Genomic DNA, 26,419 nt, shown 5'->3' on the forward strand with positions numbered 1-26,419 from the left:
CGTGGCGATCGCGATCAGTCGGAAACCGGTGGCCGCTCTATCGGTCAGCCGCCACCGCCCGCTTGCGTCACCGTCACGCTCTGGCCGCCCTGCAAGTTGACGATGAACTTCTCGTTGATGCCCTGGTAACGAACCTGGACATCGGCCTGGACGTAGCCCAGCGCGGTGCGGCTCTGCGGATTGTTGCCGGCGCCGCAAGCGACGGCATAGGGCAGGCTGCCATCGAGGCTTCCAAGAATCCCCTGCCCCAGCAGGTTCGAGAGCGTACCGAGCAATGTCGCGCGGATGTTCGACAACAACGTCGAGTTGATGATCGCGCCGACATAGCCTCCCATTCCCGCGGCGAGCGTCTCCGCCAGGAAGTTGGTCATGCGGGTATAGCTATCGCTGGCGATGATCGCGTTGCTCGAGCTGTTGTGCCCGCACCGGACCGCCCAATACGCCCCACCCGGGACCGGATTGCAGATGACGTCTATGCCGGCCGTGAACAGCGCCTGCAGTTCGGCCGACGAATAGGTCAGCGCCTGTCCACTCGATGCCAGGCCGCTCTTCTGGCTGCCGACGATGCCGGCCAGCCGCTTGTTCAGGCTGGATTGCTCGGGTGACTGGTTCGACAGGCAGCCGGCGGTAAAGCCCTGCGGACTGACGATCCGGGTCTGTGCATTGGCCTGGTCGTACCAGAACAGCCAGTCGCCGAACATCAGCTTGGTCGTATAGCTGTCGAGACCGGATAGCTGCTTGGCCTGGATTGCGTTGGCGATATTGTCGCCGCTCGTCCCGACCAGGATCATGTAGATCCCTTCGGACTGGCCGAACGCACTCTGCACCGTCCACTGGGTGGGATCGTCGCAATCGGACAGCATGCCGAGCGCGCAGCCCCGACCGCGCAGCACGTACATGCCGCTCCTGGGAAGGCCATCGACGCCGACCAGGGTCGCCGGAACGACACCGTTCGTGCCATCGGTTCCGTTCAGCAGCAGCTGGTTGCTGATCGCGGCAGGTGGAATGCTGCTCCCTGGCCCGATCGACCCGATGCACAAATTCGATGGACCGCGGGTGGCACCGGTGCCGTTGTTCACGGCGGCGACGAGCGCGGACCAGAACGCCAGCGTGTCACCCGGCATGCCGATATTATCGAACACCTCGGCCAGCGACCCCGGCATCTGGAGGGTCAGTTTCCAGGTGGCGGGCTCCGATCCGGCACCGAACGCAATGCTGATCTGGTTTCCCCTTGAGCCGGTACAGAGGGCGGTCAGCAGCATCGGATAGACACTGCCGGTGAAGTCGAGCGCATAGCTCGCGGCGACATCGGTACCGTCCGTCACACGCACGCCGACGAACGAGGCGGCACCCTGCTGCTGCGCGCACGCGATCGGCGTACCCAGGTCGTAGGGGCGTGCCAGGACCGGACCGAACGCCGCGCCGTAGTCCGCCAGGCTACCCAGCACGACCGGCTGATTGACCGGTCCCCACGAGGCGGTTCCCACGATGCCGATCCGGTCGGTAGGCACCCCGTTGAGGGCGAGGGTCTGCGGTGATGCGATCTGCACGTAGAGGTCGGGAACGACCAGGGCTGCGGTATTCAATGCCCCGACCTGGGTGATCTGCGCCATCTGTCAGTGCTCCGCAGTCGCGTCGGGGCTCGCCGTCGCCACGAGCGGCGCAGGGATCACCACGAGCGAGTTGTTGCCGCCATCGAGAATGGCCCGGATCGCCACCGGATCGACGACCAGGTCGCCACGCGCGTAGCGACCGAACGCGTGCAGGACGACCAGCATGGAAGGTGTGGGTCTGTTCATTGGCATCCCGCTAGTTGATGAGGTCGAGGCGGGGAACGACCGACTGTCGTACCGCTTCCGCGAGCGCGTGACCGACGGCGGCAATGCGCTGCGGGTCCGGGCCGGCCGGCGTGTACGTCGGCATCAGCCAGCCGCCTTCGGCCAGCTCGTTCCAGGCATAGATGAGGCCGATCTGCGCAGGACATGCGACGGGGTCGGCCACGATGCTGTTCACCATGTCCACGACATGCGCGCCGAGGGCGAGACTGTCCGCGCGGCCGTAGTAGTTGCCGAGCCCGAGGCCCGCGGGGATCGGATAGAACGGCTGCGGCGTCTCGATCAGCGGCCGCTGATCCCAACCGCACATCGCAGTCGGGATCATCGCAAAACCGGATGATGCACGCGCCGCCCAATCCTGCCTCGCTGAAGCCGCAAGCGATGCGTAGGGCTGCTCGTTGCCGTTCAGTCGCGGTGTGGCGTAGGCGCCACACGCATCGGCGCCCGCAACGATCGCCGCATGCACGTTGGAATAATCGAGCAGCGACGCGCCGGACAGCCAGACTACATAGGGATTGCCGCCGCCCGCCGCCTGCACCTGCTGCCGCACGAACGCGATCGCCGCCGGTACGCCACCGGGCGGCAACCCCTGCGTCTGGTCCGCAGACGAGTCCAGGACCAGGTAGAGCGGTCGCCCGCCCAGCACGGTCATGTAGCCCGGCTGGGTCATCATCCTGATATCGCGCAGCAACGGCGGCTGGTCGGCGCCGTCGCTGCCCCAGTTCGATGTCTGCCCGAGCATGCAGAAACGGAGGCCACCCCGATGCGCGCTGCCGAGATAAAGCTGTAGCGCCAGGCTGAGCGTGTCGTCCGGCTGGTAACTGTCGAATGCCCAGAACGACAACCCTGCCACGAGTGCCGCGGCGATTTCCGCATCCATCGTCGCCTGGGTCGCGCGTGGCCAGGATACGATGCCATCCACCACGGCGGCTTCCGGCGGAAGCCGGTCGTGATAAAGCGCGGGTGACAATACCGAGGCGCATTGCCGGTCGATGGAATTCGCAGGGTCGTACCACGCATCGAAACGGACCGCCCCGAGCGGTGGCACCACCAGCCTCGGCGGAGGAACCACACAGCCGAACCCGACCTCGGGACCGGTGCCGCCCAGCGTGCCGACCCCGAACAGCATCTGCGCCCCGGTCATCACGATCGTGGTCGGATACTCGAGCAGGTAGTTCAGGTCCCGCCGGTAGAGGTTGGCGTTCTGCGAAACATCGGTCTCGAACGTTTCATGATACTGCAGGCGTGCGACCGTTCCGTCCGCCAGGTCGAGCCAGTCGATATTGGACAGGCCGTTATCGATCGCGGATGCAAGCAGGTCGCGTCCGATCGGGGTCGGACACCAGACCGCGATCATGATCCCCTGTTCCTGCCTGCGTGTTTCCATCATCGCGGTACCGCTTCCGACGATCCGCGCCGTCACCCGTGCACCGGAAACCGTCAGCGATGTGCCGACGACCGTTGCGCCGGAAATCATGCCGGCGAACGCCAGCGCCACCGACGCAGGCGTGTCGCCGGCCGCAAGCGTGACGGAATAGGCAACGCCGTCGACGGTCACCCCCGCAGTCTGTCCGGCACCGCCGATACCGCCGAACGACACCGTGTCCCCCAGCACATCGGCAGTCAGAGTCGGCGATGTCTGGGAAACGGTGTGCCAGGTGCGTGGATACCGCGAGGTATCGCGACTGCCGTGCTCGCGGCTGAACACGGTCACCGTCATGGTACCGTCGGCAAGATCGCCGTTCAGGCTCTGGTTGGACGGCCACCCCCGGTAGATCTTGACGATCGTGCCGCTGATGCTCGGCTGCGCCAGGCCAGCCGGGTAGATGATCGTCTCGACCAGACGGCAGAGCGCTGTTTCGACGTCGGAGATATCCGCCATGTCCGGGCCGTCTCCTGAGGCATTGCGCTGATGGTCGCGGGCGGCGTCAGGTCGTCGCCAATCCGGCCACGAGTTTCCAGCCGAACGGTGACAGCTCAGCGCTGACGATCTGATAGCTCTGTCCCGCCGGATCGCGCACACGCATCCCGAACGTGAGAACCACGCGCGGAATCGGTGGCGCCAGCACGTCGTAATAGGCCGCGCGTGTATCGCTCGGCAGCTTGGTCACGTCCTGGCCTGCCCGGCTTCGCACCGACATGCTGACCGGCCAGCCCTGCGCCACCACCGCGTCCGTATCGCTGGTCCGGCCACCGTAGCCATTGGTGCCGGCACTGGTCGCGACCGCGGTGGTCAGGATGTCCAGGGTCTGGTCACACAGGACGCAGAGTGCCGGCCGTAGCGGCTCGATCCTGGCGATGAAATGGATCTCGTCGCCAACCAGGTAATCGCCTTGCCGGACCAGTGAAGGGTCCGCCAGCAACGCGGCGTAGCTGTGGGTCGGCTGCGCCGTCGACACGAACCGAAAATCCGGCTTCACATCGAAGGCGCAAAAAATCGTCCCGAACGGTGAGCCGGCTACCGGCCTATCCGCGGTCGTCGGGCGGTAGAGCATGTGGTCCGCGCCAACGATGGAAGCGGCCCGTGCGAGCCCGTATGCGATCCTCGCGCTGATCGTGGTCTGCAGCAAGTGCGCTGTCTCCTAGGTCAGGAAATTGAAATGACCCCGCCATTGTTCCAGAGCTGGCTGGTGCCGCTCGCCGGCTGCGCGAGCGGCAACGCGGCCATCGTCACCGTGCTGCCGAACGTCAGCACCTGCGCGGAAAGAAGTCCGCCCGTGCTCTGCAACGGAACGCCTGCCGTCAGCACGCGTCCGTCCGGCGTGCGTGCGACCACGCTTCCGGCCGGCCACGTGAAGGTCGCGTTGCGGCCGGCCTGGATGTCGGAAAACAAAAAGCTGCTGCTGCCGCCTGCCATCGTGATCGTGTTGCCGGTCCCGACGACGAGCGGCACCGGCAGCGGCAGCCAGAGCAGCATGTTGCCGCCGGCCTGCGCATCGAACAGCGCCATGAAGCCGATCCTGCCCCACGCGGCCGTCGCAGGTCCAACCGTACCACCACCGATATTGCGGACGATGCCGTTGTCGACGTCACGGAGCACGAACGGCCGCCTGGCATAGGAGGGGTCGATCGGCTCGGTCAGGATGCCCGCCTGCACCACCAGGCCGTAGCCCAGCCATCCGCTGAAGAAGATCGCCATCTCCCGTCCTCCCAATCCCCGCTGAAAACGCGAGCTAGATGATGATTGCCGATACCGATCGCATGGCCGGACCGGCCGGGATGCCGATGAAGCCGATCAGACGACGCGCCCAGTCGTCGAACAGCCTGGTCCGTTCCGCGACCTCGGAGCTGTTGTGCTTCCAGACAGCGGCCTGGTCGGTATCGAGATTGACCGACGCGGCCGGAACAGCCTGTTCCAGCCCATACAGCGTTGCCAGGAACTGCCGGACCACCTGGAGTTCGCCCGGCGCCAGGTTGGTCAGCCGGAACTCGAGCGTCCCGAACGCCTCGAAGAAACGCCAGGACTGGAAGCCGCTGCTGCCGGCGCCATAGGCCGGATATCCGCAGAAGCGGCGTACGTCGATCCGCTCCGCATCGGTAAGCGGCGTGGCTGCGAGGCCTGTCGATCCTGACACCCCGATCTCCTTGCTGCATCGATAATCCGGATGCCGCCCCGGCGTCGCCCGTCACAGCGACGCCGGGGCGGCGTATGGTCCTACAGGCTCTCGATCACCACGCCGCGCTTCAGGTAGCTGTTGGTCGCGGTCGGAATGATCGACGTGCTCGCCGTGGCATCGGTCGGCAGCGCATATCCGCCGATCCAGTACCAGGACTGCGCGATGATCTGCTTCAGCCGGTCGAGCGGCTCCCGCGTGACCATGACGACGTTGTCGACCCGTTCCAGCAACGACTGTTCCGCATCGGGAATGTCGCTATGGCCGGTATCGGCATAGTCGCCCTCGATCAGGGCGCCCTTGCCGCAGACGATCGCGCGGTGGATCGCGCCGGCGCCCAGCGAGGTCTGCTGCGGCGCTTCGGTCGTCGGGATGAAGCGGACCCCGAGCAGCTCGACCACCGAGCCCGCGCTGTAGGTCTCGGTTCCATACGCGCCACGATAGAGATACTTGAAGTCTCCGTCGCGGAACAACCCGAGCATCTGCTGGTCGTCGAGATAGCAGTGATACGAGCCGTCGACAGTCGGCACGTTGTTCATCCGCAGCGCGGCCACCGCGGACAGCACGGTCTGGATCCCAAGCGTATCGCCGGGTACGTAGCTGTTCGCGCCGTAGGTCCCGGTCGGCGCCACCAGGCCGGCTGTGCTCAGCCTTCCGTTTGGCCGCAGCACCAGCGGTGCGGTGGCGGCGACCACCGGCTGGGCATTCGTGCCGTCCGACACACTGATGTTGGTCGAGAAGCTCAGCGTGCCCGACACCCCATTCGGCGCCGTCGACACGCTGTTGGCATCGGCCGTGCTGTTGACGAGCGTATAGGCGTTGCTGCCCACCGTGACCGTCATGCCGCTGGTGGCACCGACGCCGATGACCTGGCCGCCGGTGTTCATGACGTTCTGGAAGCCGCGGATATCGTCGACGATGATCGTCTTGCCCGCCGCCCCGAGCGTCGTAGTGACGCGCGTGTTGCCGCCGAGATAGCCGCCGACGCCGCCGGCCGCCCCGCCGAACAGCGCATTGCGCGCGATCCGGTCGAGGGACTGCATTGCCTGCACGCCGTTGGTCCGCGCATTGGCCAGGAACTGGCTGGCGATACCGACGCCCTCGCTGACCATGTTGAGGTCGATGGTGTCGCCGTACTGGTTGATCGTCAGCGTGTACTGCTCGATCGTCCAGGCCGACGGTGTCATGCCGTTGTCGAAGTTGGTGTTCACGCTGGGCGACATCGGCACGCTGACTAGCGCCTTCAGGCCCTTGCGGGTCTTGGTGATCGTCTCGCCGATACGGTTGGGAAAGATCTCGCGATCGGCGATCGAGCGAAATCCGAGACGCGACTGCAGCCCGTCCTGAAACTCACGGGCAAGGAAGCCCTGCTGGATGATCGGCTGAAGCTGGGACGGGAAGTTCTGGATCGGCATGCGGTGATGTCACCTTCTGTTGGCCCGTGCGCACACTGTCGTGCACACGGGTGATCCTTCATGGGAGCGGTATGGTGTCGCGAATGCTTCAGCGCGGAGCGGAAAGAAGGCGATCCCGTTCCGCCTGCCAGGCGTCACGCGACAGGCTGCGCGCGTCGAGGATGCTCGGTTGCGCCGGCGATGGTGGCCGCTGCAACTGCGCCGTGGTGCCGGCTGCCACGCCGCCCCGGTCGACGGCGAACAAGTACGGCTTCTGCTGGCGAAGCGCGGTAATCACCGCCTCTACCCCCTGCACCTCGCCGGCCTCGTTCAGGCTGAGCCCGGCGGTATCGGCGAGCCGCAGCCCGTCGAGATCGACGATCCCAGAGCGGATGGCGTGCGTCCTCAGTTCCGCATGCATCACCCTCCCGTCCGCATCCGCGCGCGCGGTCGCCACGGTCTGGTCCCGATCGCGTATCGCGGCCGCGCAGGCAGATTCACGCTCCCCGACTGCGATCCGGGCCTGCTCGCGATAGCGGGCCACCTCCCGGCGCAGCTTCTTCTCGTATTCGGTTATCTCGCGGGGAAGCTCGCTCGCCTCCACCACTGCTTCGTCGGTCGGTTCGAGCATGTCCGGGCTCTGCTCTGCCATAGGCTGGACAAGTCCTTCTCAATGCCATCGCCCGCGCCGTCACATGACGGCGCGGGCCCGCGATGGCCGAAAACTTTTGCGGTCGTCAGGCGGCATCCGGCGGTTGGACCGGCTCGGCCAGCCCATACAGGGGAGCCACCACCGCCAGCGCCGCCTGCCGGTCGATCACGCCCGCTTCCAGCAGGGTGACGATGCCGCCAGCCTGTGCCTGCCGGTCCGCCGGGCTTGCCGGGAACCAGCTCGGCCAGATCAGGCCGAGGCCCGACGCCATGATGGTCTTCTCGAGGTTGCCGCCGATCAGCAGCCCCTCGCCCAGCCGGTCCGACGCCTTGCACAGCATCTCCATCAGACTGAGCAGGCCGCCGTCGCCGTAGGAGATCCGCAGCCGATCGGCCAGCCAGATCAGCCCCTGGCACATCAGCTCGATCGCCCGACCGCTCTGTGCGGTGCCGAGCCGGTCGCCGTGGGCCCGGTTGCCATGCATGGCCTCCAGTGCGATCGCCCGAAGCTCCTGCACGTGCGCCAGCACCGCGGCGGCGGCATTTCCGTTGATCTCCAGCAGCTTGGCATCGCCCTCCGGCGGCAGGGTGAGCGCCGTGGCAGCACCTCCGGACCGCACTGCGCCACCGCCATGCTGGCCCGCCGACGGGTCCTTCAGCACCAGCGTCGGGTCCGATCCGTATTTCAGCCCGCGTCCCGCCTGCGAAAGCAGGTAGTCGGCCTCGATCACCGTATCGATCGAGGCGGCGAAGGTACAGGTGCCGTCCGGCCCATCCGGATCATGGCCGCCGCTACCGGAGATGTTGCGTATCCACACGATCGGCACGAACCCGAGCTCGTGCACCACCGTGCGGTCCCGATCGAGCTCCATGCGGCCCGGATCGGACGCCACCGAAAGCGGCGCAAACCATTGTTCGGCAGTGTCGTTCCACACCCGCTTGAACCAGTATGGCCCAGAGCCCGGCTCGACATCGTAGCCCTGCGCCCGGAGATCCCGGTCATCGACCTTGTAGCGCTCGGTCACGCTCGACAACGCGCGCGGATTATCCTGCCGCCAGACCGGAGTCAGGTACTTCGTGGATAGCACCTCGAAGAACGGGCGTCCCTCGACGATCCGCATTTGGATCGCAACCGAACCCACCGAGCCCCGGGTCGCCGCCTCGAGCATGGTCTCGTTCAGCCGTGTTTCCCGGACCACCTGGGACAGCAGGGCTACGGTCCGGCTGTCCGTTGCCTTGATCGACGGCCAGTGTCCCTCGCTGAACAGCAGGGATACGGAATCCTCCACCACCACCCGGCACAATCCCGTACGAACCGACGGACGCCGCTCGTCCAGCGGCACGTACTCCCCTGCGTCGCTTCGTTCCTTGGAGAAGGGATAGGACAATACGTCGTACTGCCGTCCCTCCAGGACCGCCTCGAGTGCGGCAAGCCGCGCACTCCGTCGAGGCATCGACGCGTCGCAGGGCATTCGCGCCTGCAATGCAAGCCAATCCATGCGTTCATCGCTCCATGAAGCTGCTGGTCGCCGTCGCGGCGGAGTTCACGCTTCGCCGGCCGAACAGGTAATATCCGCTTGCATCCACCAGGTGATCGAATCCCAGCCCCTTGTCCGGCTCGTTGGTGCCTTCCTTGTAGACAAGCCGCTCGTAGGCCTCGATCGATCGCGTGCAGCGTGGATCCACCGTCGCCAGCACGGTACCGTCAGCCGATCTGAAATGCCGGTTCATCACGTTCAGCCGGTCCCGCACCGGCGGATGGGCCCGCAGCGCACACACGACGAACCCCTTCTCGCGCAGGATGCCGATATCGGTCTTGCCGCCCGCCGAGCTACGTCGTTGCGCACCGGCAGGATCGGGATACACGGTGATGTGGTCGAGCATCTTTCGGCCCGGCTCGAATCCGTCCCGGCCGAACCGCCGTGCGATCTCATCGGCCATCTCGTCGGTGTTCGAGGTCGGCAGGATGATCTCGTCGATCTGCCGCGTCGTCTCGCCCTCTTCCTGCCAGACCGTTGCGGACATGGGATTGACGTTGAAGTCCATTCCCACATGCAGCGGCCGGTTCGGATCGTGCGCCGAACGCCTGACGTTCTCGGCACGACTGAAGGCGTAGACGACGCGGCCCGCATAGGTTTCGAAACTGGCCCCGTATTCCTGGCGGAACACCCGTGCGTCCAGTTCCTTTTCTGCCGCTTGCAGCTCCTCCGGCGGCACCTGGCCGCCATCCGCGGTGGTGAACAGGAACGAGCGGTAGCTGGGATCGCCGCCCGGCTGGCCCATTATGTAGGCGTCCCGGAAATGGTCGAACCCCTTGGGGGTCCCGATGAACAAGGCGTGCCCGCGCGACGTCGACAGCATCGGCCGGATCACCTCGCGCCATGCGGACGGCCGACAATCCGCCCATTCGTCGCCGCCGAAAAACCAGAGGCCCGAACCGCGCAGGTTTTCCGAGGCGTCGAGCCCGACCAGGCGGATGACATGCCCCGAACGCAGCCTGATGCTGCAGTTCGTCTCGCTGGGCGCACCATCGATCCAGCTTCTCGGAATGGCGCGCTTCACCCGGCCCCACATGACCCGCTTGGCCTGCAGGAAAGTCGGCGCGCCGTACCAGATCTCGTTCTCAGTGCCGATATTCTCCCTGACCGCCAGCCGCGCCGCTCGGCGCAGCTCTTCCGCCATCAGGAAGGTGTTGTGCGTCGCGATCAGCGAGCGTCCACACAGATACAGCCGCGATAGGCTATCGACCTGGATGCAACGCACCGCGGTCGTGTCCACTGGACGTATCGCGCGGATCAGATGGAAGCCGGCCCTTCGCCTGTCGTCGGATCCGCTCCATCCGGCCGGCAGGAGATCGGGAATGTGAAACTTCAATCCCATCGCGAGCCCGTTCCGGATCAGCCGCGTCGTCAGCAATTTCGTGCCGACCGTCCCTGCCACGGAGACCGGCCATAGATGCTCGTCGTCGGCAGTGATTTCGCCGCCGTCGCCGAATAGGATCGTGTTGCATGGGCGCCCGAGCATGATGTGCGTGGCATATGTCACCACGCACACTTGCCCGAGTTCGTCGAACAGGCGCATGCCCGGCTCGACATCGCCCATTCTGGTCCATCCGTCGGGTCCAGGCAGCATCGTGTCCAGTGCGAGCGCCTTTCCGAACCGGCGGCCGCAGACCGCGACGCGGAACCTCGCGGTCTGGTTCCATCCCGCCTCGTAGATCGCCCATTGCGCCGGACTGAGAGCGGGCCGCGCCCAGGCGCTACCGGCCTGGATCGGCCCTTGGCGGATCATCGTCAGCTCCAATCTCCCTGATGGCTGCACCGGAATCGGGTATTGCCGGTGCGGTTCCCGATCGGGTCTGGAACTTCCCCGGCTTGAACCCGCGCAGCAGCAGCACCAGCAGCGGATCGCTGTAGCGCCTCACGATCATCGGTTCGTGCGTGACCGGATCCAGGACCGGCAGACCCGCCTTCAACACCGGCTGTTCAATGCCCTCCAGTGCCCGCCTCCATGCCTCCGCTTCCAGCAGGTCGGCCGCATCGTCCAGCGCCTCGTCGTAGGCGATCGCGAAAGAGGCATCGCGTTGCTTCATGACGTTGATCTGCCGCCTGGTCAGTCCGCTTTCCTTGCACGCCGATGAAGGATTGCCGGTACGCCCGAGCACCGACAGAAAACTCTCCTGCGCAACCAGCGCGGCTGCCCCATCCCTGGCGGCGATGATCGGTTCCGGATGTCCGGAAGACGTGTCGTCCATCGCGCCGTCAGGCGTAACGCACCGCGCCGACCCTGCGTCCTCGCGACGAGGTGCAGGCCATCAGGTTGCTCTGCACCGACGGTCCGTCCTCGAAACGGCGAACCTGCTGTTCCCGCTTGCATGCAATCGCGATCCTCGCCCTGACCGCATCCGGCAATACGCCCAGCCGCGTCAGGTTCGCCGTCCCGAAACGCTTGATCGGCACGCACCGGATCACGACGTCCTGCATCGGCAGGCCGCAGAGGGCCATGTCCGACCAGTGCTCCGGCACGATGTCGGCCCGGTGCCGGGCATCGCTCTGGCTCTCCACCCGTAGCAAGGTCAGTTCCGCGGTATTGATCTCGTGAACGATGTAGACCGATGCTCCAAAGGCAACCACGTCCCCACACACGATCTGAGCCGAGTTCGTGAACATAGAGATCACCTATCTTCGGAGTTCAATAAAAATGCCCGCCGGATTTCTCCGGCGGGCACAACAATTTCAGTATGTAGAATTTATAACCTGACCCGGGTCCACCGTCAATCATTTGTTAACCGTAACGACTAATCTATCGGATGAGCCTGCCTGCGATTGGTACGACGCCGATCGATCGAGGCGTATTGTTCCGCAAGCTGCTCCAGGAGGAACGCCATCTGCGCCGCGATCTTTTTCCGCCCGTTGGAATCGCCGGGCAGCAGTTTCTCGGCAATCACCGAAAAGGAAAGCTCATCGACCAGAAGCAGCTTCAACCGGATTTCCGAGCACAGTCCTAGTCCTTCGCGAACCGTGCGACAGCGTGCAATCGCGGCGGCTCGTGCGAGCATCGACGCATGGATATCCGGCGCCCTGCCGGAGCCCCGTGCTTCCGGATCGCGCGCGCCGATGACGCCCATGACATAGTCGCGATACCAGCGCTCGGCAGCGGATGTGGTTGGCCGAGCCACGTCATCGGATCCCGTCAGGCTGGCAACGCCACCGACCAGGCGCTGAACGTTCTCCTGTATTCGCGCGTCCTGTCCCTTGCCGAGCCGTTCCGGCGTCGCCCTTTCCGCCCGGGGCGTCTCCAACCTGCGTGCCTGTGACATCAGCAGGTCGGAAGAATCCGCAAGTGCTCGTCTCTCGATTTTCATCATCAGTCCTGGCTGCAACGTCGTACGCATCGGCGCGATCTTCTGCTTGAGCATCGTGATCGATAGCCGCTACATCGCGTATCTCGGCAGGATCGGGGTCATGCCGTTGATGGCACTCCAGGTGATCGGATGTCCGGCGCGGAGGGGTGCCGCACCGGCATCCTCGCGGTCACGGGAGCAGAGGGACCGTGCGGTCCTCTGGTTGAGCATCTTTGCGCGACGTTGCGCGAAACTTCGGCTGACACCGAGTTCGAGCGCGGCCTTTCGCAACGTGGCGCCTCGCTTGTCGAGGAATGCCGTTAGGCAGGCGTCTTGATCAGGCGTCCAAGGGAGCGCACGGGGCATGTTTGGGTCCGCATTTGCTGTGAGCGACACCAGATGCTGACAAGTCGTTAGTGAGCGTACAAGAAAAATTTGCGCGTAATAACGAGATTTTTACGTAACGTCGTCTTTGGGACAGCACGGCGTGCTTGATATCGCCAAGTCAACAGACGCTATATACCTTCGCATCCGTACTATAGCCCAAGTACATGTCATTCGTACCACGTTTGACCGCAAAAGCGCCGGCGGCCCATAATTTACTAACGATTTGGTAGGGACAGCTCGGTTAGCGCTGTGATGGCGCTGGACCATTGCCTTGCAATGCCTTACACGGCCCTGCCATTTCGCCTGTGGAGCCCGTCCGGCACGCTCTCGCCGCGTCTGCGCCGCATATCTGTGCGCCGTTCTGGTAGTCCGACTCAAGCACGTCCTTGGCGATATCCAGATCCGGATGTGCGCCGTTGTCGTTGGTGTGAGCTTTCACCTGTTGCTCGCTCTCATGCACGTTGGCCATCGCCGACAGGCAGGCCTTGCCAGCTGCATCGGTCTGGACCCGCAGCACGGAGAGAACCTTGTCCAACTGCACGCGGCCGATATCGGTCTCGTCCGCCCGGACAGGACCACTCGCCGCAAGAATGGCCAGCGACATAAATGCGATAGATGACAATCGTCGGATCATCTGGATCTCCCGGATCGGAACCTTGAAACGCACGCCCAGATCCAGGTCGATGCGGCCACCGCCGGTGAGGAAGATCGGTATGGTCCTACCAGCGACCACACGAGCACGGTATCAAAAGAAGAAGGAGACTTTGGCGGAGGGGATGAGATTCGAACTCACGGTACGGGTTGACCCCGTACAACGGTTTAGCAAACCGCCGCCTTCAGCCACTCGGCCACCCCTCCGCCGAAGAGCGTGCTCATCACACGGCGTTTGCAGGGCGGTTCTAGGCCCTGGTCACCCCGTCGTCAAATGGGCACCGACCCGATTCCTGCCCTTTTTCTCAGGTTGCCAGTCGGCATTGCAGCGCCTCGTTCACCAGCCCCGGATTGCCCTTGCCGCCCATGCCCTTCATCACCTGGCCGACAAAGAACCCGAACAGCTTGTCCTTGCCGCCAAGATACTCGGCCAGCTTGTCCGGGTTGTTCGCCAGCACGGTTTCGATCGCTGCGTCGATCGCACCGGTATCGACCACTTGGCGAAGCCCCTTGCGCTCGACGATGTCGGCCGGCGCATCCCCGGTCTCGACCATCATCTCGAACACGTCCTTGGCGATCCGGCCGTTGATGGTCCCGTCGCTCATCAGGTCGATCAGGCCGCCGAGATTGGGCGCCGTCACCGGGCTATCCAGGATCGTGCGGCCGGTCCGGTTCAGGGCTGCAAAGAAATCGCCGATCACCCAGTTCGAGGCCAGCCTTGCATCGCGCCCGGTCGCCACGGTCTCGTAGAAGTCCGCCGTCGCCTGCTCTGCCACGAGCACCGCTGCATCGTACGGGGGGATGCCGTACTGGCTCACGAACCGCGCCCGCTTGGCATCGGGCAACTCGGGCAGGTCCGCCTTCAGCGCAGCGACCCAATCCTCGTCGAGCACCAGCGGCAGCAGGTCCGGGTCGGGGAAGTAGCGATAATCGTGTGCGTCTTCCTTGCTCCGCATCGAGCGCGTCTCGCCGCGCTGCGGGTCGAACAGTCGCGTCTCCTGCTCCACCGTGCCGCCGCTTTCCCACACCTCGACCTGCCGCCTCGCCTCGACCTCGACCGCCTGGGTCACGAACCGGATCGAGTTGACGTTCTTGATCTCGCACCGGGTCCGGAACGGCTCGCCATGCCTGCGCACCGAGACGTTCACGTCTGCACGCATGGAGCCTTCCTCCATGTTGCCGTCGCAGGTGCCGAGATAACGCAGGATGGTCCGCAGCTTCCTGACATAGGCGCCGGCCTCTTCCGGACTGCGCATATCCGGCTCACTGACGATCTCCATCAGCGCGACGCCGGCTCGGTTCAGGTCGATATACGAGCGCGTCGGGCTCTGGTCATGCATCGACTTGCCGGCATCCTGCTCCAGATGCAGCCGCGTCACGCCGATCTCCCGCCGCGACCCATCGCCGAGCTCGATCTCGATCTTGCCCGCGCCGACGATCGGTCGCGTGAACTGGCTGATCTGGTAGCCGGCCGGCAGGTCGGCATAGAAATAGTTCTTCCGGTCGAAGCTGCTGACCAGATTGACGTATGCCTCCAGCCCGAGCCCGGTCCGCACCGCCTGCGCCACGCAGACCCGGTTGATCACCGGCAGCATGCCCGGAAACGCCGCGTCGACCAGGCTCACCTTGCTGTTCGGTGCGCCGCCATACGTCGCCGACGCGCCGGAGAACAGCTTTGCCTCGCTGACCACCTGGGCATGCACCTCGAGCCCGATCACCAGCTCCCACGGACCGGTCTTGCCCTCGATGATGTAGCTCATGATGCCACCCCCGCCCGGATCGCCGGCAACGTCGTAAACCCTGCCGCCTTCTCCAGAGCCCAGCCGAGCGCGAACAATCCTTCCTCATCGAACGGCCGGCCGAGCAGCTGCAGCCCAAGCGGCAGCCCGTTGCTGTCGAGACCCGCCGGCACGGAGATCCCGGGGATCCCCGCCATGCTCGCCGGCACGGTAAAGATGTCGTTCAGGTACATCGTCACAGGATCGTCCATCTTCTCGCCCTGGGCGAACGCAGCCGACGGCGCCGTCGGTGTCAGCAAGGCGTCGACCTTGCCGAACGCCTCGGTAAAGTCGCGCAGGATCAGGCTCCGCACCTTCTGCGCCCGCAGGTAGTACGCGTCGTAATAGCCTGATGATAAAACATATGTTCCGATCATGATCCGGCGCTTCACCTCCGCGCCGAACCCGGCTGCCCGGGAGAGTTCGTAAAGCTCACCGAGGTTGCTCCCCTCGACCCGTTCGCCGAACCGTACCCCGTCATACCGCGCCAGGTTGGACGAGCATTCCGCCGGCGCCACGATGTAATACGTCGCAAGCCCATACTTCGTGTGCGGCAGCGACACGTTGACGATCTCGCACCCGGCGTCCCGCAGCCAGTCGGTCCCCTGCTGCCACATTGCCTCTATCTCGGCCGGCATGCCGGCCGAGTGATACTCCGCGGGAATACCGATCCGCATTCCCTTGAGGCTGCGCCCGCAGGCCTTGGCGTAATCCGGCACCGCGCGATCGACGCTGGTGCTGTCCTTCGGGTCGAAGCCCGCCATCGAGCGCAACAGGATCGCGCAATCCTCGACCGTTCGCGCCATCGGGCCGGCCTGGTCGAGCGAACTCGCGAACGCCACGACGCCCCAGCGGCTACAGCGGCCGTAGGTCGGCTTGATCCCGGCGATGCCGCAGAACGCCGCCGGCTGCCTGATCGACCCGCCGGTATCGGTCCCGGTCGCGGCGAGTGCCAGCCGGGCCGCGACCGCCGAAGCCGAACCGCCAGACGATCCGCCGGGCACCAGTGCCGTATCGTCGCCGTGCCGCTTCCAGGGGTTCTCCACCGCGCCGAATGCCGAGGTCATGTTCGACGAGCCCATGGCAAATTCGTCGAGGTTGGTCTTGCCGAGGAACACCGCGCCATCGCGCTTGAGCTGCGACGTCACCGTGCTCTCGTACGGCGGCACGAAGTCGCCCAGGATCCGGCTGGCCGCCGTGGTTCGCACGCCTTCGGTGCAGAACAGGTCCTTGATCGCGATCGGGGCGCCGGCCAGCAGCCCGGCAGCGCCGCGTCCGCGTGCCGCGTCCGCCGCCCGCGCGGACTCCAGCGCCTGCTCGCCCGTCACCGTGATGAAGGCGTTCAGGCGCGGGTTGAGCGCCTCGATCGCGTCGAGATGCGCCTGGGTGATCTCCACCGACGAGAAATCGCGGCGTTCCAGGCCTGCCAGAGCAGCGCCCAACGTCAGGTCGGTCAGCATCACTCGATCACCTTCGGCACCGAATAGAACGGCCCGGCTCGATCAGGCGCGTTCGACAGCACGGTCTCGGTGCTGTCTATCTCTGTAACGATATCCTCGCGCATCCGCAGCGCTGCCTGGCCGACGCCGGAGATCGGCTCGACCCCCTCGACATCGAGCTCGGACAGCTGCTCCACCCAGCCCATGATTCCGCTGAGCTCGACCTGCAACCGGGCAAGCTCGGAATCGTCGAAGCCGATCCTGGACAGTTTGGCGATACGTCGGACGGTCGCGGGATCAAGCGACATTGAGAAGCCTCTGGTGGTTACGGAGGCACCCGCGAGCAGTGTCCTGACCAGGATCCGACGCCCGGCCCGGGCACGGATCGCCGGCCAAACATGGTGTGGTCGGCCAAGACCCTGGCAGCCCGGGTGCGGCGGGACCATAACCCCTCTCGATGGCCCTGTTCAACATGCTGCAGCTGCGCGCCGCACTTGCCCCCAACGCCCGCCTGCTCGGACTCGATCTCGGCACCCGTACAATTGGGCTCGCCCTGTCCGACGTTTCGCTTATGCTGGCTTCGCCCTACGCCACCCTGAAGCGCGGCAAGCTCGCCGCCGCCGCCGCCGATATCCTCGGCATCGTCGCCAAGGAACAGGTAGGCGGCCTGGTTGCCGGCCTGCCGCTTTCACTCGACGGCAGCTTCGGACCGGCCGCACAGGCGGCGCGTGACTGGCTGCGCAGCCTGTCCGAGGCGACCGGCCTGCCGGCGGCACTCTGGGACGAGCGACTCTCCTCGAGCGCCGTCAACCGCATGCTCATCTCCGACATGGATATGACCCGCCGCCGGCGCGCCGAAGTGGTGGATAAACTGGCGGCGTCCTACATCCTGCAGGCGGCACTCGATGCCAGCCGGAGTACAGCATCTTGAGCAGCCGGCCCGCCGATCGTCCAAGCGACGTTCGCAGCAATCTCCGTGAGAGGCTCCGCGCCGAAACCCGCCCGGCGCACGACGCCCTCGACCGCTCGCTCGACCTGATCGAGCGGCCCCTCACCCGGGGCGAGTACACGCGCCTGCTGGCCCGCTTCTACGGCTTCCACCAGGTCACCGAGCCGGCACTGGAATCGGCGCTCGATCCATCCGCGACCAGCGGCCGCAGCAAGCTTCCGTCCCTGCAACACGATCTGCGCGCCTGCGGGATCACCGATCCCGAATTGGGCATGCTCGCCCTGATCGACCGGTTACCGCCGTTGACCAGCCTCCCGGCTGCGCTCGGCGCGTTGTATGTCGTTGAAGGAAGCACGCTCGGCGGTCGCCTGATCGGCCGCCACGTCAAGGCCAACCCGGCCATGCCCGATGATTCCTGCCGCTACTTCAACGTCTATGGGGAACAGACCGGCGAACGCTGGCGTGCCACCTGCGATACGCTGGAAGCCGCGTCCGATCCACACACCGATGATGAGGCGATAGAGACAGCAAACGCTATCTTCGCACGCTTGCACGGCTGGCTGATGAAGGATTTTCGGCTGGGCGCCTGACGGGTCAGAACTCCAGTCCACGGGACCGGAAAACGGATGGTGGGCGCGACAGGATTTGAACCTGTGACCCCTACCATGTCAAGGTAGTGCTACTACCGCTGAGCTACGCGCCCATCCGTCGCTGGCGCTTCTACAAGCGCTTCCGCCGTTCTGCAAGCCGGCTCGTGATGGTGGATCATCTCATTCGAAACACGTTTGCAACGGACCGGACATGTTCAGCTGACAAGAGCGCCGGGCTGCGCGACAAGGACCTCATGACGAGGCCGAGCCAACTGCGATCCGCCGAGGCGCTCGCCGATCTTCCATTCCGCATTCTCCGGCCGAACCGCCGCAGGACGCCCCTTCTGCTGTCGTTGCCGCATTCCGGGCGCGTATATCCCCGCGCATTCGTCGAAGCCTCCCGGCTGGACTTCCAGGGACTGCGGCGCAGCGAGGATTGTTTCGTGGACCAGCTGTTCGAGGATGCGACGGATCATGGCGTTCCGCAGCTGGTCGCCGATTTCCCCCGCGTCTATTGCGACGTCAACCGCGAGGCCTGGGAACTCGATCCGGCCATGTTCGCCGACAAGCTCCCGCCATGGTGCAACACCCGCACGGCCAGGGTGACAGCCGGCTTTGGCACGATCGCCAGGCTGGTCTCGTCGGGCGAGCCGATCTATGCCGGGCCGCTGGTGTTCGCCGAGGCCGAGGGTCGCATAAAATCATGCTGGCAGCCCTATCACACTGCCCTGGGCGAACTGATCCAGGAGACCCGTGACATCTACGGGTCGTGCGTCCTGCTCGACTGCCATTCGATGCCGACGGACAAGCCCGGCCGCCCCGGCGCCAGGCAAGAACCCCAGTTCATTCTCGGCGACGCCCACGGCACGTCCTGTGATCCGGCCCTGCCGAAGACCGCCCAGGATTTCCTGGAGGGTCACGGGTTCCTCGTCCGTCGCAACGACCCGTATGCCGGTGGCTACGTGACCCGCCACTACGGGCGCCCGCGGCAGGGCGTGCACACGTTGCAGCTCGAGATCGCCCGCGCGCTCTACATGGACCAGTCACGTTACCAGCCGATCGCGTCGTTCGGTCGTATCCGGCAGTTGATGAGCGGACTTGTCGCGTGTCTCGCGGACGCGAGCCGGCTGCTTCCCGCATAGCTCCGCCGCCCACGATCGGGCCGCCCAAGCAAAAAAAAGGCGGCGCCGTGAGGCACCGCCAAGTTTAGGGAGGAAACGTCCAAGAAGCAGCGCGCCTAAGCAGCGCCGCTGAACTCTTTGTAGCCACAATTGACACGATGGTCAACGACTTTTTGCGTCGCAACATGAGAGCGTTTCTCATCACGAAAACGTTAACGTTTCAGCAAACTCGCTCTGACATCCTAACGCAATGGTTTGTACGAACATGTCCGGCATCCTGGTGCTCGGGCTATTGCTGGTCGCGTTCGCATGGACGCCTCCCGCGACAGCCAGCGACGCCGCAGGCACCGGCGATCTGTGCCAGACGGCGACTGCCAGTGCAGAGCATAGTACGGGCGTTCCCGATCAGCTGCTCGGCGCCATAAGCAGGGTCGAAACCGGCCGCACCGATGCGGAGACCGATACGGTTCGTGCCTGGCCATGGACGATCAACGCCCAGGGCATCGGGCACTTCTATACCTCGAAGTCGGAAGCGGTAACCGCCGCGCGCGACTTCCAGACTGCCGGCATCCGTTCGATCGATGTCGGCTGCATGCAGATCAACCTGATGTTTCACCCGGACGGCTTTACCAGCCTGGATCAGGCCTTCGATCCGGGCGCGAACGCCATCTACGCGGCTCGTTTCCTGACCGATCTGTTTCACCAGACCGGTAGCTGGCCCCATGCCGCGGCGGCCTATCACTCCCAGACGCCCAATCTCGGCAGCGACTACCAGCGGAAAGTCCTCGAGGCCTGGGCGGAACCAACGGGCGGCGCTACCGCGTCACCGCGCCATGACCATGCAACCGCTGCACCCGCATCGGTCGCCGCCTCGAGCGGTAGCGGGCCCGGATTCAGCCGTCGGCCGCTCGGCGGCTTCGGCCACATCGTACGCGACCAGGCTTCGGCACCGGTCCGCACGGTATTCACCGCCGGTGGTGGCGGGCGATCGCTCGCCACCTACCGCTCCGTGCCCGTCTCGCTTGCATCGCTGCCGCCGCACGCCTTGCACGAATGATCCAACTGCTCGACCGTCCCGGCGAACCGCCCGGTTGAAGTGCGCCCGATACCCGCGCATATCGCCGGGAGCAGAGGCCACGCCGGATCGGGCGCAGGCTCCACGTCACGTTGCGAAGGCAGGACCAAGATGAGCGACCATGACCCCGTGCAGGATGCGGCCCCAGCCCCGGCCGGCGAGGAACGCCATGAGTTCGGCGCAGAGGTCGGGCGGCTGCTCGATCTGGTCGTTCACGCGCTTTATTCCGAGCGCGAGATCTTCCTGCGCGAGTTGGTGGCGAACGCCGCAGATGCGTCTGACCGTCGCCGTTTCGAGGCACTGACCGATCCGTCGCGCGCGCTGCCGGATGGTGCCGCGATCCGGATCGTGCCCGACAAGGACACGCGCCTGCTCACCATCAGCGACGATGGCACAGGCATGAGCCATGACGAGCTCGGCCGCTATCTCGGCACCATCGCCCGCTCCGGCACCCGCGCATTCGGCAAGGACATCACCGCCAGCCTGGCCGACGCCAAGCCGGAGGATCGTCCCAGCCTGATCGGCCAGTTCGGCGTCGGCTTCTACGCGGCGTTCATGGTGGCCGAGCGCGTCGAGGTAATCTCCCGCCGCGTCGGAGAGGAGGATGCATGGCGCTGGTCGTCGGAGGGCCAGGGCAGCTACACCCTCTCCCCCGCCACGCGCGACCTGCCCGGCACCGACATCATCCTGCACATCAAGGCGGATGCGGACGAGTTCCTGGAGCCCTACCGGCTCGAGACCATCGTGCGCAAATGGGCCGACCACATCACCTGGCCGATCACGATCCAGCGCGATGGCCAGGCGGTCGCCGCGAACGAGGGCACCGCTCTTTGGCGCAAGTCCAAGAGCGAGATCTCCGAGGAACAATACACCGAGTTCTACCAGCATCTCGGCCACATGTTCGACAAGCCCTGGGCAACCCTGCACTGGCGCGCAGAGGGTACCCTTGAGTTCACCGCCCTCCTTTTCGTGCCCGGCATGCGCCCGTTCGAGCCGGTCGAATCCACGCGTGAGAGTCGCGTCCGCCTGCACGTCCGCCGGATGTTCATCACCGACGAAGCGGCACTGCTGCCGCCCTGGCTGCGCTTCGTGCAGGGTGTGGTCGACACCGAGGACCTGCCGCTCAACGTGTCGCGCGAGATGCTGCAATCGACGCCCGTGCTGGCCCGCATCCGTAAGGCCGTTACCAACCGCGTCATCACCGAGCTGCGCAACAAGGCGAAGGATGCCGAGGGCTACGCGAGCTTCTGGGAAAACTTCGGCCCTGTGCTGAAAGAAGGCGTCTGGGAAGACTCCGAGCATCGCACCGAGGTTGCCGGACTGATCCGCTTCGTGACGTCGGTCCCGACCGCACCGGACGCTGCACCCGGCCAGAACCTGGTCTCGCTCGCTGAATACGTCAGCCGGATGAAGCCGGAACAGGAAGCGATCTACTACCTGGTCGGCGACAGCCACGATGCGCTTGCCAGCAGCCCGCAGCTCGAGGGCTTCCGTGCCCGCGGTATCGAAGTGCTTCTTCTCTCGGACTCGGTCGACGCATTCTGGCCCGAGCGGCTGGACAAGTTCGATGACAAGCCGCTCCGCAGCGTGACCCAGGGCCTGGCCGACCTCTCCAAGATCCCTCTGGACAGCGAGAACCAGGCCGAAGCCGCCGATGTCGAAGCCCTGCTGCCGGCACTGAAGACCGCGCTCGGCAACGCCATCACCGATGTCCGCTCGACCGATCGCCTGGTCCAGAGTGCCGTCGTCCTGGCGGCATCGCAGTCGGGTCCCGACCTGCAGCTGCAGCGGATGATGCGCCGGAGCGGCCAGAAGATGCCGAGCTCGGCGCCGATCCTCGAGATCAACCCGCACCACGCCCTGATCCGCGCCTTGTCGGCGAAGATCGCCCGTGGAGAGTCGGTCGACGAGGCTGCCCACATCCTGTTCGACCTTGCCCGCGTGCAGGATGGCGAGGTCCCGGCCGAGCCGGCTGCCTTCGCCCGTCGCGTCGCCGATACTCTCGTCGCGGCACTGTCCGTTCCGATGGCGTCCCCCGTCCCGGAAGCCTGAAGCGATGGGAGCCGGGCTGAAGCTGGAGCCGCGCACCGATGTCCTCGGTGTCGTCGACCTCCAGGCAAGCTTCATGCCCGGCGGCGAGCTACCCGTCGCGGGCGGCCACAATATCATCCCGATCGTCAACGGTCTGCTGCAGAACCACTTCCGGCACGCCTTCGCCACCCAGGATTGGCACCCAGCCGGCCACACCTCGTTCGCCAGTGCACATCCCGGCCGCAAACCATACGATGTCGTTTCGATGCCCTACGGTCCGCAGATCCTCTGGCCCGATCACGCAGTCCAGGGCACGAAGCATGCCGAGCTGCATCACGACCTGGACAGCCACCGGATCGAGCTTATCATCCGGAAAGGCTGGCGACCCGAACTCGACAGCTACTCGGCATTCCTCGAAAACGACGGCAGGACCCCGACTGGCCTGAAGGGCTGGCTGATCGACCGGGGTGTCCGCCGCCTGTTCCTATGCGGCCTTGCGGCGGATTTCTGCGTCGCCTGGTCTGCCGAGGATGCCGCTCGCGCCGGGTTCGAGACCTTCGTCATCGAGGATGCGACACGCGGCATCGGACTGGAGCAGCCCGACGGCCACACCAGCCTCGATCATGCGAAAGAGCGGCTGACCGGCCTCGGGGTTACGTTCATCCGGTCCACCGACCTCGCCTGACCCCGCCCCATTTGCGGCGATCGTCTCGCTGACCGACACTCGCGCAATGACCCAAGCCGATTCCGCTTCAGCACCACAGACCATGCGCTGGGACCGCCTGCTCGACGACACCCGGCTGGGCAGCGAGCATCGGTCCCGTTCGAGCGCAACCGTGCGATCCACCGAGACGACGCGATCCGAATTCCAGAAGGATCAGGACCGGCTGATCTTTTCCGAGCCGTTCCGCAAGCTCGGCCGCAAGACCCAGGTCCACCCGTTGCCGCAGAACGACCGGGTCCATAACCGGCTGACCCACAGCCTGGAAGTGTCCTGTGTCGGACGGTCCCTGGGTGAGTTGGCCGGCAAGCGCCTGCATGCGGAGGGTCATCTTCCCGTCGGCGTCGTCGCCGCCGACGTCGCCGCGATCGTGCAGGCTGCCTGTCTCGCGCATGACATCGGCAACCCGCCATTCGGCCATGCCGGCGAGTTCGCCATCCGCGACTGGTACGTGAAGCAGGATCCGGCCTTCTTCGCGGGGATGGACATCCCCTGCATCGAGGATCTGCGGACGTTCGAGGGCAACGCCCAGGGCTTCCGCCTGCTGACCAGCCTGGTAGATACGGCTGGCCTCAGGCTGACCTACGCGACGCTCGGCAGCTTCATCAAATATCCCTGGTCGGCTACCCAGGCGCCTCGCTACCGTCCCGGCAAGTTCAGTTATTTCGACTCCGAGCGCGAGGTCTTCGCCACGATCGCCCGGTCGATGGGCCTGCTCGAAGTCGAGCCCGGTGTGTACTGCCGCCACCCGCTGGCCTACTTCGTCGAGGCAGCGGACGACATCTGCTACGCCATCATCGATATCGAGGACGGCATCGAGATGGGCATCCTGCACACCTTCGAGGTGGAGGAGCTGCTTCTCTCCGTCCTGCAGCCGGCCCTCCGCGACCAGTTCACGCAGTTCCGTGACGGACGCTCCGACCGCCAGCGCGTCCGCTGGCTGCGCGGCAAGGCCGTCGACCTGCTGATCGAGGGGTGCGCAGCCAGCTTCTTCGACAACGCAGACGCAATCCTCAGCGGACGCTTTCCGTCCACCCTGGTCGAAGTCGGCAACCCCGACATCGCGCGTGGCGTCGCGGCAGCGAAGACCCTGGCACGCGAGCGGATCTTCACCCACACCCGCAAGATGGAGATCGAGATCGGCGCCTATGCCGCAGTCGACACCTTGCTCGACGCCTGTTCCGACGCCGCCCGCGAGCTCCTCGCCGCCGGCAGCGGACATACTCTCTCCTACCGGGCCTCGCGCATTCTCGGACTGATGGGCGAGTCTGCGCCCACCGAGAAAACCGGGCTGGAGGACAGCTATCGCCTGATCAACGACTTTCTTTCCAGCCTGACCGACAACCGCGCCACCGAACTTGCCCAGGTCATTCGCGGCCGCGGCTGAGGCACTTGCCCTGACCCCAAAAACCCCATAGAACCCGCGCCATCGCAAGGGATGGGTGCGTAGCTCAGCGGTAGAGCATCGCCTTCACACGGCGGGGGTCACAGGTTCAATCCCTGTCGCACCCACCATCCTTATGTGCTTTCGGTGTCCAACCAGGACGGTCACAACCGGACGACCGATCATCGCGCCCGCATTATTCCGACCAGATGCACCAACATCCGTGTTGATCCGTGCGGCCTTATGCACCCGTGGTCATGTTCCATCCGTATGCTTTCCTGCACTAATGCCGCGTCCATCGACCAACGGCCGATCGATCCAAGCGTCCGAGTCCCGGGACCTCGCCCACCGCCTCCGCGTCGCCTGTTGCTGGTCTGCTACCCCTCATCTTAACCGATGCTGATCGACCGCCCTACTCTGGCGCCCGTCCCGGTCGGCCGCATCCCCGCCGCACCTGCCGCCATGCGCCGATGCGGCTGCTATCGATATGCGCGAGCGCGCAAGGCATGTGCAATCGCGGTAAAGATACGGCCTGAAAGCTGGTGCTGATCGGGAAGGCTTGAGCCCGCAGCCAGTAGAGCACCCATTCGTGACGACATCGTTCAACATGGCGCGGGATGTGAAAGGAAGCTGATCGGACGCGTGCGACGTTTGCGTTGACACAGTTTGTTACGCTATACGACCTAATGAACTTCTACCCAATATGGCCGATTCTTGCAGTATTTGTTGGGTTGTTCTGGTTGGCCAGATTTAGGCTGTTCGCGGCGGCTGACACGCCACCGACACAGCAGGTACGGCGCCTGCAAACGATTGACGGGCTGCGCGGCTATCTGGCGCTCAGCGTCATGCTTCATCATGCCGCGATATATCATCTCTGGCTTCGCGATGGCGTCTGGAATGTTCCGCCAAGCAGAACCTACACGATCCTTGGAACTGGTGGCGTGGCAGTGTTCTTTATGATCACCGGTTATTTGTTCTGGGGTGGGCTCATCGATAAGCGCGGCCGCATGGATTGGGCTCGACTCTATCTGGGGCGGCTATTCAGGATTGCCCCGCTGTATTTGTTCGCGATCCTGGTGATGGTCGTCCTGGTAATGATGCACGCCGACTGGCATCTCAAAGTTCCGTTTGGGGAGTTTCTAAACGAGTTGGCTCCCTGGTTGGCGCTAGGGCTTCTCACATCCGGCGATCTCAATGGCCATCCCGCAACCATGATCCTGACGGCCGGAGTCACATGGTCGTTGCGGTATGAATGGATCTTCTATCTGTCACTGCCCATACTCGCGGTGGCTGCGGGCCGGGGTGTAGTGAGGACCGCGATTGTCCTGGTAGTCTTGGCTACCACCTTCTACCTGACGTATCTTGGCAGATTTTATTTTCTTTCGCCTATCGAGCTTACCTTCGTGACGTTGTTCCTGATCGGGATGGCCTGCGCGTCTCTCGATCGCCACGACCGGAAACCCAGGATCAACGATACCGCGGCTTCGAGCATTGTCGTCGCGATGCTAGCGATACTCTTCTTGACCTGCTCATCCGGCTACTCACCACGGGCGATAGCGTTGCTTGGGATTAGCTTCTACCTCGTGATCTCGGGGTGCACTCTGTTCGGGATCCTGACCCACCGAGCATCGAGACGCCTCGGCAATATCAGCTACGGCATCTATCTCCTGCAGGGCCTGGTGTTGGCGGTTCTGTTCCAGAGCCAGATTGTCCGGAGCTTTGCGCTCGTCTCGCCAGTGCGGCACTGGGCAATCATTCTGCTCGGTTCCGCCGTCCTGGTCGGCATCGCCACGATCACCCATGCCTGGATCGAACGTCCAGGCGTAGTGCTAGGCAAGCGGCTAGCGAGGCTGTTGCCAACTACGGCGCCCGACAAAATTCCAGCTGTAGAGGCGACGTAATTCCTGAGATCAAGCCGGACTAAATCAAATTGATCCTCGCTTCAGGGGACGCAAT

26 protein-coding genes and 3 tRNA genes are annotated in these 26,419 nt (G+C 64.8%); 9 read left to right on the top strand and 20 right to left on the bottom strand.

The genetic code is table 11. The annotated features are described in order from the left end of the window. Positions 1-44: 44 nt before the first annotated feature. From HN018_RS10820 to gatC, 19 genes are all read right to left on the bottom strand, one after another. Entirely contained in the window at positions 45-1,613 is a 1,569-nt protein-coding gene (locus HN018_RS10820) for a phage tail protein (RefSeq protein WP_171835410.1), read from the bottom strand. 3 nt (positions 1,614-1,616) lie between these two features. Next, positions 1,617-1,799, bottom strand: coding sequence for a hypothetical protein (locus HN018_RS10825; RefSeq protein ID WP_171835411.1), 183 nt, complete (start codon positions 1,797-1,799; stop codon positions 1,617-1,619). Positions 1,800-1,809: 10 nt separating this feature from the next. After that, a complete protein-coding gene (locus tag HN018_RS10830; protein WP_171835412.1) occupies positions 1,810-3,717 on the bottom strand; it encodes a glycoside hydrolase family 71/99 protein in 1,908 nt (635 codons plus the stop codon). A 46-nt stretch (positions 3,718-3,763) separates the two neighbouring features. Beyond that, on the bottom strand, positions 3,764-4,405 hold the full coding sequence (locus HN018_RS10835; protein ID WP_171835413.1) for a hypothetical protein: 642 nt from the start codon (positions 4,403-4,405) through the stop codon (positions 3,764-3,766). Positions 4,406-4,422: 17 nt separating this feature from the next. Beyond that, positions 4,423-4,974 (bottom strand): phage tail fiber protein, encoded by a 552-nt coding sequence (locus tag HN018_RS10840; protein ID WP_171835414.1) that lies wholly within the window; start codon positions 4,972-4,974, stop codon positions 4,423-4,425. A gap of 34 nt (positions 4,975-5,008) precedes the next feature. After that, the gene (locus HN018_RS10845; protein WP_239479218.1) at positions 5,009-5,410 is read right to left on the bottom strand and encodes a hypothetical protein; all 402 of its coding nucleotides are present in this window, start codon (positions 5,408-5,410) and stop codon (positions 5,009-5,011) included. Positions 5,411-5,490: 80 nt separating this feature from the next. Next, on the bottom strand, positions 5,491-6,864 hold the full coding sequence (locus HN018_RS10850) for a DUF4043 domain-containing protein (protein ID WP_171835415.1): 1,374 nt from the start codon (positions 6,862-6,864) through the stop codon (positions 5,491-5,493). 88 nt (positions 6,865-6,952) lie between these two features. Further along, the gene (locus tag HN018_RS10855; protein ID WP_171835416.1) at positions 6,953-7,495 is read right to left on the bottom strand and encodes a hypothetical protein; all 543 of its coding nucleotides are present in this window, start codon (positions 7,493-7,495) and stop codon (positions 6,953-6,955) included. A gap of 85 nt (positions 7,496-7,580) precedes the next feature. Beyond that, entirely contained in the window at positions 7,581-8,993 is a 1,413-nt protein-coding gene (locus tag HN018_RS10860; protein WP_171835417.1) for a phage portal protein, read from the bottom strand. Positions 8,994-8,997: 4 nt separating this feature from the next. Next, positions 8,998-10,785 (bottom strand): hypothetical protein, encoded by a 1,788-nt coding sequence (locus HN018_RS10865; RefSeq protein WP_171835418.1) that lies wholly within the window; start codon positions 10,783-10,785, stop codon positions 8,998-9,000. After that, positions 10,754-11,248 (bottom strand): hypothetical protein, encoded by a 495-nt coding sequence (locus tag HN018_RS10870; RefSeq protein WP_171835419.1) that lies wholly within the window; start codon positions 11,246-11,248, stop codon positions 10,754-10,756. Before HN018_RS10870 ends, HN018_RS10865 begins: the two co-directional genes overlap by 32 nt. Before the next feature lie 7 nt (positions 11,249-11,255). Beyond that, a complete protein-coding gene (locus HN018_RS10875; RefSeq protein ID WP_171835420.1) occupies positions 11,256-11,663 on the bottom strand; it encodes a hypothetical protein in 408 nt (135 codons plus the stop codon). A gap of 128 nt (positions 11,664-11,791) precedes the next feature. Next, positions 11,792-12,412 (bottom strand): hypothetical protein, encoded by a 621-nt coding sequence (locus HN018_RS10880; protein ID WP_171835421.1) that lies wholly within the window; start codon positions 12,410-12,412, stop codon positions 11,792-11,794. 15 nt (positions 12,413-12,427) lie between these two features. Further along, a complete protein-coding gene (locus HN018_RS10885) occupies positions 12,428-12,703 on the bottom strand; it encodes a hypothetical protein (RefSeq protein ID WP_171835422.1) in 276 nt (91 codons plus the stop codon). Positions 12,704-12,965: 262 nt separating this feature from the next. Further along, a complete protein-coding gene (locus HN018_RS10890; RefSeq protein ID WP_172443474.1) occupies positions 12,966-13,328 on the bottom strand; it encodes a hypothetical protein in 363 nt (120 codons plus the stop codon). 161 nt (positions 13,329-13,489) lie between these two features. Continuing rightward, positions 13,490-13,582: transfer RNA gene (locus HN018_RS10895), tRNA-Ser, on the bottom strand. Between the two features lie 98 nt (positions 13,583-13,680). After that, on the bottom strand, positions 13,681-15,135 hold the full coding sequence (gene gatB, locus HN018_RS10900; RefSeq protein ID WP_171835424.1) for an Asp-tRNA(Asn)/Glu-tRNA(Gln) amidotransferase subunit GatB: 1,455 nt from the start codon (positions 15,133-15,135) through the stop codon (positions 13,681-13,683). Beyond that, a complete protein-coding gene (gene gatA / locus HN018_RS10905) occupies positions 15,132-16,616 on the bottom strand; it encodes an Asp-tRNA(Asn)/Glu-tRNA(Gln) amidotransferase subunit GatA (RefSeq protein WP_408886776.1) in 1,485 nt (494 codons plus the stop codon). The genes gatB and gatA overlap by 4 nt, the downstream gene beginning before the upstream one ends. Then, entirely contained in the window at positions 16,613-16,900 is a 288-nt protein-coding gene (gene gatC, locus HN018_RS10910; protein WP_171835426.1) for an Asp-tRNA(Asn)/Glu-tRNA(Gln) amidotransferase subunit GatC, read from the bottom strand. The genes gatA and gatC overlap by 4 nt, the downstream gene beginning before the upstream one ends. A 149-nt stretch (positions 16,901-17,049) precedes the next feature. Here gatC and ruvX point away from each other — a divergent pair, with 149 nt between their 5' ends. Together ruvX and HN018_RS10920 are read left to right on the top strand one after the other, a co-directional pair. Further along, on the top strand, positions 17,050-17,523 hold the full coding sequence (ruvX, locus tag HN018_RS10915) for a Holliday junction resolvase RuvX (RefSeq protein WP_171835427.1): 474 nt from the start codon (positions 17,050-17,052) through the stop codon (positions 17,521-17,523). Further along, positions 17,520-18,131: a biliverdin-producing heme oxygenase gene (locus HN018_RS10920; RefSeq protein WP_171835428.1), complete on the top strand. Its 612-nt coding sequence runs from the start codon at positions 17,520-17,522 to the stop codon at positions 18,129-18,131. Before ruvX ends, HN018_RS10920 begins: the two co-directional genes overlap by 4 nt. Positions 18,132-18,168: 37 nt before the next feature. On the opposite strand, the gene HN018_RS10925 is transcribed toward HN018_RS10920, so the two are convergent. Beyond that, positions 18,169-18,244: transfer RNA gene (locus HN018_RS10925), tRNA-Val, on the bottom strand. Positions 18,245-18,385: 141 nt separating this feature from the next. On the opposite strand from HN018_RS10925, the gene HN018_RS10930 reads away from it, so the two are divergent. The 7 genes from HN018_RS10930 (at position 18,386) to HN018_RS10960 (ending at position 26,364) form a co-directional block, all read left to right on the top strand. Continuing rightward, entirely contained in the window at positions 18,386-19,273 is an 888-nt protein-coding gene (locus HN018_RS10930) for an N-formylglutamate amidohydrolase (protein WP_171835429.1), read from the top strand. Between the two features lie 244 nt (positions 19,274-19,517). Next, on the top strand, positions 19,518-20,309 hold the full coding sequence (locus HN018_RS10935; RefSeq protein ID WP_171835430.1) for a lytic transglycosylase domain-containing protein: 792 nt from the start codon (positions 19,518-19,520) through the stop codon (positions 20,307-20,309). Between the two features lie 129 nt (positions 20,310-20,438). Next, complete coding sequence (htpG, locus tag HN018_RS10940) at positions 20,439-22,379, top strand: molecular chaperone HtpG (protein WP_171835431.1); 1,941 nt, start codon at positions 20,439-20,441, stop codon at positions 22,377-22,379. Positions 22,380-22,383: 4 nt separating this feature from the next. Further along, complete coding sequence (locus HN018_RS10945) at positions 22,384-23,043, top strand: nicotinamidase (protein WP_171835432.1); 660 nt, start codon at positions 22,384-22,386, stop codon at positions 23,041-23,043. Between the two features lie 46 nt (positions 23,044-23,089). Continuing rightward, positions 23,090-24,466, top strand: coding sequence for a deoxyguanosinetriphosphate triphosphohydrolase (locus HN018_RS10950; protein WP_171835433.1), 1,377 nt, complete (start codon positions 23,090-23,092; stop codon positions 24,464-24,466). Positions 24,467-24,519: 53 nt separating this feature from the next. Then, positions 24,520-24,594: transfer RNA gene (locus HN018_RS10955), tRNA-Val, on the top strand. Positions 24,595-25,149: 555 nt separating this feature from the next. Then, on the top strand, positions 25,150-26,364 hold the full coding sequence (locus HN018_RS10960; RefSeq protein WP_171835434.1) for an acyltransferase family protein: 1,215 nt from the start codon (positions 25,150-25,152) through the stop codon (positions 26,362-26,364). The last annotated feature ends 55 nt before the right edge of the window (positions 26,365-26,419 follow it).

Source organism: Lichenicola cladoniae, assembly GCF_013201075.1.
In the GTDB taxonomy this organism is placed as follows: Bacteria; Pseudomonadota; Alphaproteobacteria; order Acetobacterales; family Acetobacteraceae; genus Lichenicola; species Lichenicola cladoniae.

What these genes read in the sequence shown, in the direction of transcription:
- HN018_RS10820 (WP_171835410.1), bottom strand. Translation starts at nt 1,613, where the DNA reads ATGGCGCAGATCACCCAGGTCGGGGCATTGAATACCGCAGCCCTGGTC.
- HN018_RS10825 (WP_171835411.1), bottom strand. Translation starts at nt 1,799, where the DNA reads ATGAACAGACCCACACCTTCCATGCTGGTCGTCCTGCACGCGTTCGGT.
- HN018_RS10830 (WP_171835412.1), bottom strand. Translation starts at nt 3,717, where the DNA reads ATGGCGGATATCTCCGACGTCGAAACAGCGCTCTGCCGTCTGGTCGAG.
- HN018_RS10840 (WP_171835414.1), bottom strand. Translation starts at nt 4,974, where the DNA reads ATGGCGATCTTCTTCAGCGGATGGCTGGGCTACGGCCTGGTGGTGCAG.
- HN018_RS10850 (WP_171835415.1), bottom strand. Translation starts at nt 6,864, where the DNA reads ATGCCGATCCAGAACTTCCCGTCCCAGCTTCAGCCGATCATCCAGCAG.
- HN018_RS10855 (WP_171835416.1), bottom strand. Translation starts at nt 7,495, where the DNA reads ATGGCAGAGCAGAGCCCGGACATGCTCGAACCGACCGACGAAGCAGTG.
- HN018_RS10860 (WP_171835417.1), bottom strand. Translation starts at nt 8,993, where the DNA reads ATGGATTGGCTTGCATTGCAGGCGCGAATGCCCTGCGACGCGTCGATG.
- HN018_RS10865 (WP_171835418.1), bottom strand. Translation starts at nt 10,785, where the DNA reads ATGATCCGCCAAGGGCCGATCCAGGCCGGTAGCGCCTGGGCGCGGCCC.
- HN018_RS10870 (WP_171835419.1), bottom strand. Translation starts at nt 11,248, where the DNA reads ATGGACGACACGTCTTCCGGACATCCGGAACCGATCATCGCCGCCAGG.
- HN018_RS10875 (WP_171835420.1), bottom strand. Translation starts at nt 11,663, where the DNA reads ATGTTCACGAACTCGGCTCAGATCGTGTGTGGGGACGTGGTTGCCTTT.
- HN018_RS10880 (WP_171835421.1), bottom strand. Translation starts at nt 12,412, where the DNA reads ATGCTCAAGCAGAAGATCGCGCCGATGCGTACGACGTTGCAGCCAGGA.
- HN018_RS10885 (WP_171835422.1), bottom strand. Translation starts at nt 12,703, where the DNA reads ATGCCCCGTGCGCTCCCTTGGACGCCTGATCAAGACGCCTGCCTAACG.
- HN018_RS10890 (WP_172443474.1), bottom strand. Translation starts at nt 13,328, where the DNA reads ATGTCGCTGGCCATTCTTGCGGCGAGTGGTCCTGTCCGGGCGGACGAG.
- gatB (WP_171835424.1), bottom strand. Translation starts at nt 15,135, where the DNA reads ATGAGCTACATCATCGAGGGCAAGACCGGTCCGTGGGAGCTGGTGATC.
- gatC (WP_171835426.1), bottom strand. Translation starts at nt 16,900, where the DNA reads ATGTCGCTTGATCCCGCGACCGTCCGACGTATCGCCAAACTGTCCAGG.
- ruvX (WP_171835427.1), top strand. Translation starts at nt 17,050, where the DNA reads ATGGCCCTGTTCAACATGCTGCAGCTGCGCGCCGCACTTGCCCCCAAC.
- HN018_RS10930 (WP_171835429.1), top strand. Translation starts at nt 18,386, where the DNA reads ATGACGAGGCCGAGCCAACTGCGATCCGCCGAGGCGCTCGCCGATCTT.
- HN018_RS10935 (WP_171835430.1), top strand. Translation starts at nt 19,518, where the DNA reads ATGTCCGGCATCCTGGTGCTCGGGCTATTGCTGGTCGCGTTCGCATGG.
- htpG (WP_171835431.1), top strand. Translation starts at nt 20,439, where the DNA reads ATGAGCGACCATGACCCCGTGCAGGATGCGGCCCCAGCCCCGGCCGGC.
- HN018_RS10945 (WP_171835432.1), top strand. Translation starts at nt 22,384, where the DNA reads ATGGGAGCCGGGCTGAAGCTGGAGCCGCGCACCGATGTCCTCGGTGTC.
- HN018_RS10950 (WP_171835433.1), top strand. Translation starts at nt 23,090, where the DNA reads ATGACCCAAGCCGATTCCGCTTCAGCACCACAGACCATGCGCTGGGAC.
- HN018_RS10960 (WP_171835434.1), top strand. Translation starts at nt 25,150, where the DNA reads ATGAACTTCTACCCAATATGGCCGATTCTTGCAGTATTTGTTGGGTTG.